This is a genomic window from Staphylococcus sp. GDY8P196P (assembly GCF_017891705.1).
GTDB lineage: Bacteria > Bacillota > Bacilli > Staphylococcales > Staphylococcaceae > Staphylococcus > Staphylococcus ureilyticus.
In genome coordinates, this window is the sequence record NZ_JAESJS010000021.1 from 104,404 (window position 1) to 120,295 (window position 15,892).

Consider the following 15,892-nt stretch of genomic DNA (forward strand, 5'->3'; position numbering starts at 1 on the left):
GTCAATTTCATTTGAAACGGACGCTTTGGCATAGTCAAAGCTGCTGTGCCGGTGACTTAATACATTTATTTGGTTTTAAAATTTTCAATTGCTAATTTAATTTCGTCTCTAACACGTTGAAATTCTGTCCAAGTTTTTCCAGCTGGATCATCAAAACCCCAATGTTCTTTTTTTACATTCGGTGGTAAAATTGGACAATTTTTATCTGCATCGCTACATAATGTTACGATTAAATTTGCTTGCTTTAAAATATCATAATCAATCAAGTCTGACGTATGATTTGATATATCAATACCTACTTCATTCATAGCATCTATCGCTTTAGGGTTAACACCATGTGTCTCAATACCAGCAGAATAGACATGCCATGTTTCACCTAATATATGCTTTCCCCAACCCTCAGCCATTTGGCTACGACAAGAGTTACCAGTACATATAAAATAAATTATTTTCTTCTTCATAATTAAGACCTCTTTTCTTAAAAAATAACGAGCGTGAAATATAAACCTAACAAGGTAACAAATAGTACTGGAATGGTAATGACGATGCCTGTTTTGAAATAGGTACCCCAAGCAATTTTTACACCTTTTTGTGTTAAAACATGAAGCCACAATAATGTAGCTAAAGAACCAATAGGCGTGATTTTAGGGCCCAAGTCAGAGCCAATGACATTCGCATAAACCATACCTTCTTTCAAAGTGCCAACGACATTGGATTGGCCAATAGCAATTGCATCTATTAAAACGGTAGGCATATTATTCATGATTGATGATAAAAAGGCCGATATAAAGCCCATTCCGATAACACTACTGAATAGTCCATAACTTGAAATACTGGATAATACGTCGGCTAAAATTGTGGTAATACCCACGTTTTTTAACCCAAATACGACGAGGTACATACCAATGGAAAATAACACTATATTCCATGGAGCACCTTTAATTACTTGCTTAGTATGAACTGCATTAGATTTACGAGCTAAGCATACAAAGACAAAAGCAATCATACCTGCAATGATTGATACAGGTATTTGGATAAATTCACTTACAAGATAGCCTACGAGCAGTACGGCTAATACAATCCATGAAATCTTAAATAATTTAGGATCTTTAATAGCATCTTTAGGTACTGAAATGTTTTCAGTATCAAATGTATGTGGTATAGATTTTCTAAAATAAAGCCACAATACGAGAATACTAGCTAGTAAAGAAAATACATTAGGGATTATCATACGACTAAAATACGCAATGAATCCTATATCAAAATAATCTGCAGAAACGATATTTACTAAGTTACTTACAATCAGGGGCAATGATGTCGCATCAGCGATAAATCCACTGGCAATAATAAAAGGGAAGATGACTTTTTTATTAAATCCTAAATTTCTCACCATGGCTAATACGATAGGCGTTAAGATTAAAGCAGCACCATCATTTGCGAAAAATGCTGCTACAACTGCCCCTAATAGCATGATGAAAACAAACATTTTTAACCCGTTACCATTCGATGCTTTAACCATATGTAGTGCAGACCATTCAAAGAAACCAATTTCATCTAATATTAATGAAATAAGAATAACAGCAACAAAAGTTAACGTGGCATTCCAAACGATGCCTGTTACTTCTAATACATCGGAAAAGCTAACTACACCTGTAATTATAGCTACGATAGCCCCAGCTAAAGCAGTAATACCAATATCTAATCCCTTAGGTTGCCATATGACAAAAATTAATGTTAAAAGAAAAATTAATATAGCTAAAATGGTCATTGATTAACATTCACCTGATTTCATATTATGACATGCGCAATGTTGGTTCGATGTGTGAATTATATTGAGACTTTGATTGATTTCATCTAAAATAACATGATTAAGCTGGTACATACGCTTATTTCCATTTTTACGTGTATGCACTAACTCATAATCCACTAATGTTTTCATGTGATGGCTTAGCGTGGGTTGTGAGAATTGAAAGTGCTCCAACAAATCGCATGCACATCGTTCACCACAAGAAAGTAAATCTAATATTTCTAATCTGCTTGAATCTGATAAAATTTTAAGCAATGCTGAAAGCTTTTTATAAGACATAATGATACCTCCTAAGCATTAAATAGACTAACATCTATATAGAAAAGTGTCTATATAGATTTGAGACATATAAATAAATAGCTTTATCTATAGGATTCAAGACATGGTGAGTTGGGTACTGTTAATACATTTATACAAACATATGTTGAGGGAGCTAAGTAAAATGTGAAATGGATTAAAACGTTGGACTATGGATGGAAGAAAAAAACCGGAAGTTAATTATTGGTTTAACTTCCAGTTTTTAAAGGTTTATTAATTTGTATTTAGATGTTGCTTGATAACTGATAATTGATGTTCTACCGCTGATTGTCCAGTTGAGCCATAACTAATTCTACGACTAACGCAATTTTCTGGCTTTAAATAATCATAAATATCTGAATCAATACGTTTATGCGCTTTCTGATATTCTTCCAACGGCACATCTAATAAATAGACATTATGTTGAATTGACCACAGTACGATTTTTCCTACAATCTCATGTGCTGATCTAAACGGAACACCTTTATTGACAAGGTAATCAGCCAATTCAGTAGCGTTTGAAAAATCATTGTAAACAGTTTGTTGTAGATGATCGACATTCACAGTCATTGTATCTATCATGCCAGCAAAAATTCGTAAGGAGCCCTTAATCGTATGCACCGCATCAAATAGCCCTTCTTTATCTTCTTGCATATCTTTGTTATAGGCAAGTGGTAAACCTTTGAGCGTCATCAAAATGCTCATTAGGTTTCCTGTCGTACGTCCTACTTTGCCTCTTATTAACTCTGCCATGTCAGGATTTTTCTTTTGAGGCATAATTGAGGAACCTGTTGAGAATGCATCCGATAAAGTTACAAAATTGGCTTCTGCTGATGACCAAAAGATAATTTCTTCAGCAAAACGTGATAAATGTATCATTGTTAATGATATATTGTGCAATGTTTCTACTATATAATCTCTATCACTTACAGCATCTATACTATTTTCATAAACAGAGCCGAAATTCAATAAAGATTGCGTTTCATGACGATCGATTGGATAAGTCGTTCCACTTAGAGCAGCAGCACCAAGTGGTGAAATATCGATTCGCTTCAAACTATCTTGAAAACGCGATTTATCTCTATCTAACATCCAGTAATAAGTCAGTATATGGTGTGCAAATGAAATAGGTTGAGCTCTTTGCAAATGTGTATAACCAGGCATAATTGTATTGACATGTTGTTCTGCGATATTGACAATTGTTTGTTGCAACTCATTGACGAGCTCAATAATTTGAGTAACTTCTTCTTTAGTATATAGGTGCATATCAGTAGCAACTTGGTCATTTCTGCTACGTCCTGTATGCAACCTACCACCTGCATCACCGATACGTTTAATCAATTCATGCTCAATGTTTAGATGAATATCTTCTAAAGAAACATCGAATGATAAATTACCTTGTTCATAATCATTTAAAATCGTTGTTAAACCATTGATTATTTGCTGACAGTCTTCATCGGTTATGATATCTTGTTTAGCTAGCATTTTAGCGTGAGCAATACTTCCTTGCACATCATATTGGATGAGCGTTTTATCAAAGTGAATGGAGGCATTAAATTCATCGACCCAGTCTTCGGGTTGCTCACTAAATCTTCCGCCCCAAGCTTTATTACTCATCTGAATATCCGCCGTGTAACATAGAATTAACTTTTGTAGGTAAACCAAAGATATCAATAAAACCGACTGCAGATTCTTGATTAAATGCATCTTCTTTTGTATAAGTCGCTAATTTTTCATTATATAGTGTATGCGGCGATTTTCTACCATTTACAACGGCATTACCTTTAAATAATTTAAGACGTACGTCACCAGAAACGAATTTTTGTGTACTATCTACAAACGCTTTTAGGCTATCAGTTAGTGGAGAAAACCAAAGTCCATTGTACGTTTGTTCCGAAAATTGTTTTTCAATAACAGGTTTAAAATGAGCGACATCTTTAGTTAAAGTGATCGTTTCGAGTGCTTTATGCGCTTTGATTATAACCTCTGCTGCAGGTGTTTCGTAAACTTCTCTAGACTTAATACCGACGAGTCTATTTTCTACATGATCAATTCTTCCAATACCATGTTTACCCGCTAATTTGTTTAAATCCAAAATTAATTGGCTTAATTTATAGGATTTACCGTTTAAAGCGGTAGGTAAGCCTTGTTCGAATGTAAGTACGACTTCATCTGCTTCGTCAGGTGTATCTTCAATTTCATTCGTTAAGTCAAATGCATCTTTTGGTGGTGCTGCATATGGATCTTCTAAAATGCCACATTCATTACTTCTTCCCCATAAATTTTGGTCAATAGAATATGGTGAATCATGTTGGATAGGTACTGGAATATTATGTTTGATTGCATAGTCAATTTCTTCTTCACGGCTCCAAGCCCACTCCCTTACTGGAGCAAATACTTTTAACTCTGGATCCAATGCTTTTATGGCCACTTCAAAACGAACTTGGTCATTACCTTTGCCGGTACAACCATGTGCAATACCTACTGCATTTGTTTTGTTAGCAATTTCAACTAATTTTTTTGAAATTAAAGGTCTTGATAATGCAGATACAAGGGGATATGTGCCTTCATACATTAAATTGCCTTTGATTGCATATGAAACAAAATCTTCACTAAATTCTTCTGTGGCATCAATAATGTGACATTCAACTGCGCCCATATCTAAAGCTTTTTGATGCACTAAATCTAAATCTTTACCCTCGCCGACGTCCAGACAACAAGCTACGATATCATAGCCTTTATCTATCAACCATTTCACTGCAACACTTGTATCTAAACCGCCCGAATATGCTAAAACTATTTTTTCCTTCATACCGTTACACCTCAATTGAATTTTTTAATATGTTGTTTATAAATTTGATATTAGTAAGTATAGCAGAAGCATAATGAAAATAAAACCATTTTTATACATAAATATGCAAATTATAGAAATTTCTTACAATTTAACCGTCTGATTGTATATTGAATTATAGGTGTTTTGGAGTTATGTGCGTTTTATGAAGATGTATATATCAGTGAATATATAATTGGATGTTCTGTCTGTTGTATAAGAAATGAATAAGCTAAAATAATTATAAAAAATTTTGTTTTGTAGGCTAGTTGTTTGAATAGTCAAAATAAACTTAGTAAAATATGTATGAAATCAAAAACACTGGAGGCAATTTAGATGACTCATATTCAATTAGATTATGGTAAAACTTTAGAATTTTTCGGCGAACATGAATTAAAACAACAAAAAGATATTGTTAAATCAATTCATCATACAATTCATGAAGGAACAGGTGCTGGTAGTGATTTCTTAGGTTGGATTGATTTACCTGTTAATTATGATAAAGAAGAATTTTCACGTATATTAGAAGCTTCTAAACGTGTCAAAAATAATTCAGATGTATTTGTTGTAATTGGTATTGGTGGTTCATATTTAGGTGCACGTGCTGCAATTGAAATGTTGACACCGGCATTTAGAAATAGTAATGAATATCCTGAAATTGTCTTTGTAGGTAATCATTTATCTTCGACATATACACAAGAGTTAATTAGTTATTTAGATGGTAAAGATTTTTCAGTAAATGTTATTTCTAAATCTGGTACTACAACAGAACCAGCAGTTTCATTTAGACTATTTAAACAAATATTAGAAAATAAATATGGTAAAGAAGAAGCAAAACAACGTATTTTTGCTACTACTGATAAAGAAAAAGGTGCATTAAAACAATTAGCAACAAATGAAGGCTATGAAACATTTGTAGTGCCGGATGATATTGGTGGACGTTACTCAGTTTTAACTGCAGTAGGTTTATTACCAATCGCTGTCGCAGGTATTGATATTGAAGCAATGATGGGCGGGGCTGCAAAAGCGCGACAAGAGCTCTCTTCTGAAAACTTAGAAGATAATATTGCATATCAATATGCTAGTATCCGTAACATTTTATATGCTAAAGGTTATGACACTGAAATGTTAATCAATTATGAACCTTCAATGCAATATTTTAACGAGTGGTGGAAACAATTATTTGGTGAATCAGAAGGTAAAGATTACAAAGGCATCTATCCATCCAGTGCAAATTATACAACTGATTTACATTCACTTGGACAATATGTACAAGAAGGTCGTCGTTTCTTATTTGAAACTGTTGTCAAAGTAAATACACCAAAGCATAATATTACAATTGAAGAAGATAATGACAATTTAGATGGTTTAAACTATTTAGCAGGTAAAACAATTGATGAAGTGAACACTAAAGCCTTTGAAGGTACTTTATTAGCACATACTGATGGTGGCGTGCCAAATGTAGTGATCAATGTTCCACAATTAGATGAAGAAACATTTGGTTATCTCGTTTATTTCTTTGAAATGGCTTGCGCAATGAGTGGCTATCAACTTGGTGTAAATCCGTTTAACCAGCCTGGTGTAGAAGCATATAAACAAAATATGTTCGCATTATTAGGTAAACCAGGTTTTGAAGATAAAAAAGAAGCATTAGAAAAACGTCTATAATTTTATCTGTGCATTAGATTAATAAGTGACTGAGAAAATAATTTCCGCATTGAAAATGCGGAAATTTTTTTATGTGCTATTTTATAAAAAACTTATCATTTGTGTGTAATGTCATTTACTGTTTTGGTACTTGAGACTGATATTTACACAAAAGTATACATAATTGTTTTAAAATCGCTATAATACACTTATAATAATCGTTGACTAACATTGGTAGGGATTGATGAAATGACTCAAGAACAAGTGCAGTATTGGTTTGATTTATTTGGTAGTTTAGGTTATATCGTAGGATTTTTATTGCCTTTTATTGAAGCATTTATCCCAGTACTACCTATTATTGTATTTGTGATTGTGAATGTGAATGCATTTGGATTTTTGATGGGTACATTATTAGCATGGTTGGGTACTGTTTTAGGAAGTTATCTTGTATTTTTAGGTTTTCGCAAATTGAACCATACACGTTATATGAAAAAATTACAACAACGCACCTCGGTTCAAAGGTTAATACATTTTATAGATAGAAAAGGCGTTATCCCTATTTTCATTCTATTATGTTTCCCCTTTACCCCAAGTGCATTAGTAAACTTGGTCGTAAGCTTGTCGCATATCAGAGCACACGTTTATCTGGTAGTATTGTTCAGTTCGAAATTGATAATGATTGGTTTGATTGGATGGTTAGGCAATGATATTACGACGCTATTTACACAGCCTTTAAGGTTGGTCATCATCATTATTGTTATTATTGTCGTTTGGTTTATAGGTAGAAAACTTGAACGATATTTTATGCATTCTCCAGAGGAGTGACAATTTGAGTAAGGTAGTAAAACATTTGATTTCTATAATATTTGCGATTATTATTGTAATATTGATTCAGACTTTTATTATTACAGGAGCAGTCATACAAGATAAAAGTATGACGCCAACGTTGAAACAAAATGATCGTGTGATTGTTAATAAAATCAAAACGACTTTTAATATGTTAAAGCTTAACGATATCATCATGTACCATAAAGGTGACGATGTACATATTGGTAGAATTATCGGGAAGCCTGGCCAATCTATAACCTTTAAAAATAATCAGTTGTATAGAGATGACAGACAAGTAGATGAAATGTATACTGAGTCAAGTATGAAAGATCTATCCCTCAGAAATATTAAAGGCTCTGAAGGAGATATAATTCCACCAGGCGAATACTTTGTATTGAATGATAATCGGGAACTAAAAAACGATTCAAGAACAGAGGGTTTTGTTCGACAAGAAGACATTATTGGTGATGTAAGTTTAAGGTATTACCCTTTAAGCAACTTCACAGTAAACTTTAAATAAATAGACGAGGTGTAAAAAGTGAAAAAAGAAATACTAGAATGGATTGTGTCAATTGCTGTCGCAGTAGCGTTAGTCCTATTGATTACAAATTTTGTTGCAAAATCATACACAGTCAAAGGGGATTCTATGGACCCAACCTTAAAAGATGGTGAACGCGTAGTTGTAAATATGATTGGTCAAAAGCTAGGTCATTTAGAAAAGGGAAATGTCATTGTATTCCACGCTAATAAGGAACAAGATTATGTAAAACGTATTATTGGTACATCTGGAGATAACATCGAATATAAAAAAGATCAATTATATGTTAATGGTAAAAAAGTTGATGAGCCTTATTTAGATTACAATGAAAAACACAAACTAGGTGAATACATTACAGGTACTTATAAAACAAAAGAAATCAATCAGGTTGATGGAAAAAACAAAATTCCAAAAGGGAAATTGTTAGTATTAGGCGATAATCGAGAAGTGAGTAAGGATAGCCGCTCATTTGGTTTGATTGATGAAGATAAGGTAGTAGGTAAAGTTTCATTTAGATATTGGCCGTTAAATAAAATGACATTTGGATTTAACCCAGATGTCAGTTATGAATAGATAGCATATGTGTATACTTCCTGAGACATAAAAATGTCTCAGGTTTTTCTATATATTAATGTTGTTAAATTTGTGCTTTTTGAACCTTTTGAATGACACCTTTCAAATATTAAACTTACACAGTATATCATTCATTTATGAACTTAAATGTAGGTAAATCACATAGACTATTAAACAAAGTGTAATGCCTAATATGTTAAAATATGAATCAAAGGAGTTGTTGCACGCAATGGAATTTAATGCTTATATTGGGAGAGCTGGCACTGGTAAATCGCACAGTGTAATAGAAGAAATAAAAACTAAAATGAAACAAAATCCATTAGGTGATCCTATTATCTTAATCGCACCTACCCAAAACACGTTTCAGTTAGAGCAAGCTTTTGTAAAAGATCCATCATTATATGGCAGTTTGAGAACTGAAGTGCTCCATTTTGAACGTTTAAGTCACCGTGTTTTTCAAGAAGTTGGTGGATTAACAGAACAACAGTTATCCAAAGTTGGTACTGAAATGATGATTTATGACATTATTCAACAACATCAGTCAGAATTGAAATTATATCAATCTCAAGTAAAATACTATGGCTTTAGTGAAAAATTATATGAGCAAATTCAAGATTTTAAAAAATATGCAGTTTCTCCACAACATATTGAAGATTATATAGCAAACAACCACTTACAAACGAGGACTAAACACAAATTAGAAGACATCGCGTTAATATATAAACATTTAGAAGATAGGATTCGTGGCGAGTATGTTTCTACTGAGGATAGTTTGCAGCGATTTATTGAGGTGATGAACCAATCCGATTGGTTGCAACGTGCTGAGATTTACATTGATGGATTTCATAACTTTTCTACAATTGAATATCAAATCATTCGTTCATTAGTTCAGCATACCAAGCAAGTTACGGTTGCTTTAACTACAGATGGAGATAAAGATGTTTTTAGTTTATTTAGAAAGCCGTCAGAATCATTAACACAAATGCAAGCCATCGCAAATGATTTGAATATTCATTTAAATGTTAAACCATTTTATCAACAACAAAGATTTATTCATAATGACTTATCGCATTTAGAGAAAAACTTTAATGCATTGCAATTTGAACCTATTGCATCAACAGGTCATATCTCTATCCTAGAATCATCAGTGATGCGAGAAGAAATAAATGAAGTTGCTAGACGGATTTTAAAAGAAAACCGTGAATTAGGTAGACGTTTTCAAGATATTGCTATTTTATATAGAGATGAATCATATGCCTACTTAATGGAATCGATATTACCACAATACGATATACCTTATAACATTGACGTCAAGGCTTCTATGACTCATCATCCTATAATGGAAATGTTTCGCTCGTTAATTGAAGTGCTTCAGACAAATTGGAACTTTGAGCCTCTAATGCGTTTGTTTAAAACGAATATTTTAACTAAAAAATTTAAAGACAGCCAGTACTTAATTGATATTTTAGAAAATTTTGTATTAGAACGTGGTATTTATGGAAAACGTTGGATAGATGATAAATATTTCCAAGTTGAACAATTTAGGAAAATGGGTTTAAAACGACAACCATTAACAGAAGAAGAACGTGAAACATTTGAAAGGGTTATTCAGTTAAAAACAGATGTGATAGATAAAATTATGCGCTTTGAAAATCAAATGGCTGATGCAACCACAGCTGTTGATTTTGCAACAGCGTTTTACGAAGCTATTGAATCGTTCGATTTGCCCAGTCAGTTAATGACAGAACGTGATACGTTAGACGCTGAAGGCGAACACCGTAAATCAGAAGAAATTGATCAAATATGGCATGGATTTATTCAAACATTAGATGATTTAGTTACGGTTTTTGGAACTCAAAATTTAACAAAAAGTAGATTTTTAGAGTTATTAGATATTGGTTTGGATCAATTGGAATTTGTAATGATTCCCCAAACGCTTGATCAAGTTAGCATTGGTACAATGGACCTAGCAAAAGTTGATAATAAAGAACATGTGTATTTAGTTGGGGTCAATGATGGCATTTTACCACAGACTGTGAATGCTTCAGGCTTAATAACAGATGAGGAGAAAAAATATTTTGAAGAACAAGCTGATATCGAATTAAGTCCAACATCAGATATATTACAAATGGATGAAGCATTTGTTTGCTATATTGCTATGACACGAGGGCGTTCAGAGGTGACATTTTCATATTCCTTAATGGGATCAAATGGGGATGAAAAAGAAGCAAGTCCATTTTTAGGTCAAATTCAGCAATTATTTACAGATCTTGAAGTACAAAACATCCAACGTCAACATCGAGCAAATCCGCTAACGTTAATGGAACATCCACATCAAACAAAAATTGCATTATTTGAATCACTTAAAGCTTGGCTTGATGAAGAAATCGTCGCTGATACGTGGTTAGATACATACCAAGTTATGAGGGATGATGAGCAGTTAAATGAAGGGCTTACTTATTTGTTATCAGCACTCACTTACGATAATAAAACTGTACAATTAAGTGAATCTTTATCAAAGGATTTATATGGTACGACTATAAATGCTAGTGTATCACGTTTTGAAGGGTATCAATCATGTCCATTTAAGCATTTTGCTTCACATGGTTTACGACTTAATGAACGAACAAAATATAAACTAGAAAACTTTGATTTAGGTGATATATTCCATCAAGTATTAAAATTTATCTCTGAAAAAATTAATGGCGACTTTAAGAATTTAAACATCAAACAAATTCACAAATTGACGAGTGACGCGTTATCTGAAATCCTACCAGAGATACAATTTAATCTATTAAATTCAACAGCTTATTATCGCTATTTGTCACAGCGCATTGGTTCAATAGTAGAAACAACTTTAACGGCGTTAAAATATCAAGGTAGTTATAGTAAATTCACACCGCAACGCTTTGAAGCCAGTTTCAGAAAAAAACCTAGGGACAATCAAGAACTGTATGCGCAGCCTTTACAAACTAAACAAGGGGTTCCTATCAACATTCGAGGACAAATTGACAGGATAGATACGTATAACCATGGAAATGAAAGTTTTGTGAATATTATTGATTATAAATCATCAAAATATAGTGGGACCTTAGATTTAACAAAAGTATATTATGGCATGCAAATGCAAATGATGACTTATATGGATATTGTATTACAAAATAAAGCAAGGCTCGGCCTAACCAATATGACTAAGCCGGGTGGGTTATTGTACTTTCATGTCCATGAACCACGTATTAAACTTGCGTGGAATGAATTAAATGAAACGAAAAGGGATTTAGAATTTATCCAATCCTTTAAATTAAGTGGCTTATTAAATAGTGACGAAGCAGTATTGGATGCTTTTGATACTCGAATAGAACCTAGCTATAATTCAGATATTGTACCTTTAGGTTTAAAAAAAGATGGAGGCATTAAATCTAATAGTAAGGTCGCGGACGAAAAGACGATTTATAAATTAATTCAACATAATAAGCAAAATTTTATAGAAACAGCATCTAATATTATGGATGGTCACACAGAAGTAGCGCCAATGAAATATAATCAAACACTGCCATGTGATTTCTGTAACTATAAACCAGTCTGTCATGTTGATGGCATGATTGACAGTAAACGCTATAGAACCGTAGACGAAACAATCAACCCAATTGAAGCAGTACAAAATATGGAGTTAGAAAGTGAGGAAGAAGAATGATCAGTGAGATTCCTGTAAAACCAGCTGGCACAAGATGGACCGATAATCAGTGGAAAAGTATCTTTGCAAAGGATCAAGACATACTTGTAGCAGCAGCTGCAGGTTCTGGTAAAACAGCGGTTTTAGTAGAACGCATCATTCAACGCATTCTTAGAGATAAGGTCGATGTAGATCGTTTATTAGTCGTAACGTTTACTAATGCAAGTGCAAGAGAGATGAAGCAACGTGTAGATCAACGAATACAAGAAGCATTTATTGAATCACCTGATAATACGCATTTAAAGAATCAGCGCATCAAAATTCACCAAGCTCAAATTTCTACACTACACAGTTTTTGTTTAAAGTTAATTCAGCAACATTACGATGTATTGGATATTGATCCAAACTTTAAAACAAGTGGTGAAGCGGAAAATATTTTATTACTGGAACAAACCATAGATGAGGTTTTAGAACAACATTATGACATCTTAGACCCGCATTTTGTTGATTTAACTGAACAGTTGTCCTCAGATAGGAATGATGAACAACTCAGAGATATTGTGAAAAAAATGTATTTCTTTAGTGTTGCTAACCCCAATCCTTTGAATTGGTTAAGCGGTCTTGCAACACCATATAAAGATGTAGTGCAACAGGAAGCGTTATTAAAATTACTTAATGAGTTGGCCATGATATTTATGAGGTCTGCCTTAGAGTCATTAAATAAAAGTTATGATTTATTTATGATGCTGGAACAAGTCGATAAACAAATTGCAGTTATTGAAAAAGAACAACAATTCTTAAACAAAGCTATGGAAAATGGCCATATCAATCATGAAGCAATCGTACAACACGAATTTGAAAAAACATTTCCTCGAAAAGATAAAAAAATTAAAGAAGCAAACGAAATGATGATAGATGCTTATGATGATGGTAAAGCATATTATGATAATTATAAAAAATTAGTGTCAAAAGTTAAGAATGATTATTTTTCAAGGTCTTCAGAAAATCTAAAAGAAGATATGCAACGTTTAGCGCCTAGAGTATCTTATCTTAGCCTTATTACAAAAGATGTCATAGAACTTTTTAATCAAAAAAAGCGCAGTCGAAATATTTTAGATTTCTCGGATTATGAACATTTTGCTTTGAAAATTTTAACAAATGATGATGGTTCACCTTCAATGATTGCACAATCTTATCGTGATCAGTTTGAAGAAATATTAGTAGATGAATATCAAGACACAAACAGAGTACAAGAAAAGATTTTGTCATGTATTAAACGTGGTGAGGAACATGATGGCAACTTATTCATGGTAGGGGACGTCAAACAGTCGATTTATAAATTTAGACAAGCAGATCCTAGTTTGTTTATCGAAAAGTATAATCGTTTTACTGTAGATGGCTCATCATATGGCTTACGTATAGATTTATCACAAAATTTCCGTTCAAGATTAGAAGTGTTAACGACAACTAATTATTTATTTAAACATATGATGGATGAATCTGTAGGAGAGATTAACTATGATGATGCAGCACAGTTATATTATGGAGCTCCCTTTGACAACAAGCCATATGATGTGAATTTAAATATGCTAGTAGAAGATGCATCTTCTGAGTTAAATGGTTTTGAACAAGAAGCAGAATATATTGTACAACAAGTTGAAAAAATAATGAATACACGTGAAATCTTTGATATTAAAGCCCAAAAATATCGAAAGCCTAACTACAAGGACATTGTTATTTTAGAGAGATCATATGGGCAAGCACGAAAAATACAACAAGCATTTAAGGATCATAATATTCCGTTCCATGTTAATAGTAAAGAAGGTTATTTTGAACAAACAGAAGTGCAACTGATATTGTCTTTTTTAAGAACGATCGACAACCCACTACAAGATATTTATTTAGTCGGTTTAATGCGTTCAGTTATTTACCAATTTACAGAAGATGAATTATCAAACATTAGAGTATTTAGTCCTCATGATGATTATTTTTATCAATCTATCCAACATTATATGGAAAATGACCTGGCAAATAAGAAATTGGTCAAAAAATTAGAAGTATTTTTAAAAGATATAGCTATGTATCAATCGTACAGTCAAAATCATCCTGTATATCAACTGATTAATAAATTTTACAATGATCACTATGTTATACAATATTTTAGTGGTCTTATTGGTGGCAAAGGTCGACGTGCGAATTTATATGGTTTGTTTAATAAAGCAGTAGAATTTGAAAATTCTAGTTTTCGTGGTCTATATCAATTTATTCGATTTATTGATGAACTTATGGAGCGAGGAAAAGATTTCGGTGAAGAAAACATCATAGGTCCTAATGATGATGTTGTGAGAATGATGACAATCCATAGCAGTAAGGGGCTGGAATTTCCATTTGTTATTTACTCTGGCTTATCGCGTAAGTTTAGAAGAGATGACTTACATAAACCTGTGATTTTAAATCAAAATTATGGACTTGGAATGACGTATTATGATGTAGAATCAAATTTAGCTTATCCTTCATTATCATCAGTCACTTTGAAAGCAATCGCGGAAAAAGAAATGGTCTCAGAAGAGATGAGATTAATTTATGTGGCGTTGACACGTGCTAAGGAACAATTATTTTTGATTGGCCGTGTTAAAGATGAGAAAGAATTAACACAATTAGAGCAGGTTTCTGTTTCGGAAACACATTTACCAGTCAGTTATCGGATTACAGCCCAAAGACCGATTGATATGATATACCCAATATTAGCAAAATATCAATCATCATCTTTACCAAGAGAGATGCGTTTTGAGCAATCAATAGAAGATATTGATTCAACGATGCAACCTTATGTGAATTTGACTACAGAATTTTATGAAGACATTGCTTCAGAACAAGTTATTTCAGATAGTGAACAGCGTACAGTTAGTGATATTGAGTATATAAATGGTGGCAATGACACATTAAAAACGCAAATACATCAGCAATTAAGTTACGTCTATCCATATCAAGAAGCTATGATGAAACCTTCAAAACAGTCCGTTTCTGAATTAAAACGACAATTAGAAACAGAACAAGCGGATACAAATTATGATAGAGTTCGTCAGTATCGTATTGGCACAACTTCATATGAAAGACCAGCTTTCTTAAGTCAACAAACAAAGAGAAAAGCAAATGAAATAGGGACATTAATGCATACGGTAATGCAGCATTTACCATTTAAAGAAGAAAGGCTGACAGCAGAAGAAATTGGAATATTTGTTGACCAATTAATAGTTAAAGCGATCATACCTAAAGATGCAAAAGCTGATATTCAATTTGATGATATTTATAAATTTGTTGAGAGTGACTTGTATCTTACGATTGCTCAAAGTGATTATATTTATCGTGAATTACCTTTCGTTGTGAATCAAGCAAAAGTAGACCAGTTGAAAGATGTAGAAACAGACGCATCAATCATTCAAGGGATGATTGATTTGATTTTTATTAAAGATCAGCAATATTACTTTGTTGATTATAAAACAGATGCATTTAATAGACGCTTGCATATGTCAGATGAAGAAGTTGGAAATCAATTGCGTGCGCGTTATAAAATACAAATGGAATACTATAGAAATACCTTACAGACCATACTTGGCGAACCTGTTAAAGGTTATTTATACTTCTTTAAATTTGGTCAGCTTTCAATAGATGATAAATCGATTAAATAATGCTTTGATA

Annotated in this window: 11 protein-coding genes; 6 read left to right on the forward strand and 5 right to left on the reverse strand. The window is 32.8% G+C overall.

Annotation, left to right across the window (positions count from 1 at the left end):
* Window positions 1-65 precede the first annotated feature (65 nt).
* From arsC to KA814_RS12160, 5 genes are all read right to left on the reverse strand, one after another.
* Entirely contained in the window at window positions 66-461 is a 396-nt protein-coding gene (gene arsC / locus KA814_RS12140; protein ID WP_064209447.1) for an arsenate reductase (thioredoxin), read from the reverse strand.
* 17 nt (window positions 462-478) lie between these two features.
* Window positions 479-1,768 (reverse strand): arsenite efflux transporter membrane subunit ArsB, encoded by a 1,290-nt coding sequence (gene arsB / locus KA814_RS12145; RefSeq protein WP_064209446.1) that lies wholly within the window; start codon window positions 1,766-1,768, stop codon window positions 479-481.
* 3 nt (window positions 1,769-1,771) lie between these two features.
* Entirely contained in the window at window positions 1,772-2,086 is a 315-nt protein-coding gene (locus KA814_RS12150) for an ArsR/SmtB family transcription factor (RefSeq protein ID WP_064209445.1), read from the reverse strand.
* A 252-nt stretch (window positions 2,087-2,338) separates the two neighbouring features.
* A complete protein-coding gene (gene argH, locus KA814_RS12155; protein ID WP_064209444.1) occupies window positions 2,339-3,721 on the reverse strand; it encodes an argininosuccinate lyase in 1,383 nt (460 codons plus the stop codon).
* A complete protein-coding gene (locus KA814_RS12160) occupies window positions 3,714-4,916 on the reverse strand; it encodes an argininosuccinate synthase (RefSeq protein ID WP_064209443.1) in 1,203 nt (400 codons plus the stop codon). The genes argH and KA814_RS12160 overlap by 8 nt, the downstream gene beginning before the upstream one ends.
* Before the next feature lie 354 nt (window positions 4,917-5,270).
* Between KA814_RS12160 and KA814_RS12165 the strand changes: the two genes are divergently transcribed.
* From KA814_RS12165 to addA, 6 genes are all read left to right on the forward strand, one after another.
* Window positions 5,271-6,602: a glucose-6-phosphate isomerase gene (locus KA814_RS12165; protein WP_064209442.1), complete on the forward strand. Its 1,332-nt coding sequence runs from the start codon at window positions 5,271-5,273 to the stop codon at window positions 6,600-6,602.
* A 228-nt stretch (window positions 6,603-6,830) separates the two neighbouring features.
* Complete coding sequence (locus KA814_RS12170; RefSeq protein ID WP_046208034.1) at window positions 6,831-7,406, forward strand: TVP38/TMEM64 family protein; 576 nt, start codon at window positions 6,831-6,833, stop codon at window positions 7,404-7,406.
* 4 nt (window positions 7,407-7,410) lie between these two features.
* Entirely contained in the window at window positions 7,411-7,929 is a 519-nt protein-coding gene (lepB, locus tag KA814_RS12175; RefSeq protein WP_064209441.1) for a signal peptidase I, read from the forward strand.
* An 18-nt stretch (window positions 7,930-7,947) separates the two neighbouring features.
* Window positions 7,948-8,520, forward strand: a complete 573-nt coding sequence (gene lepB / locus KA814_RS12180; RefSeq protein WP_064209440.1) for a signal peptidase I — start codon at window positions 7,948-7,950, stop codon at window positions 8,518-8,520.
* A gap of 229 nt (window positions 8,521-8,749) precedes the next feature.
* Entirely contained in the window at window positions 8,750-12,214 is a 3,465-nt protein-coding gene (gene addB / locus KA814_RS12185) for a helicase-exonuclease AddAB subunit AddB (protein WP_064209439.1), read from the forward strand.
* Window positions 12,211-15,882: a helicase-exonuclease AddAB subunit AddA gene (addA, locus tag KA814_RS12190; protein WP_107521906.1), complete on the forward strand. Its 3,672-nt coding sequence runs from the start codon at window positions 12,211-12,213 to the stop codon at window positions 15,880-15,882. Before addB ends, addA begins: the two co-directional genes overlap by 4 nt.
* The last annotated feature ends 10 nt before the right edge of the window (window positions 15,883-15,892 follow it).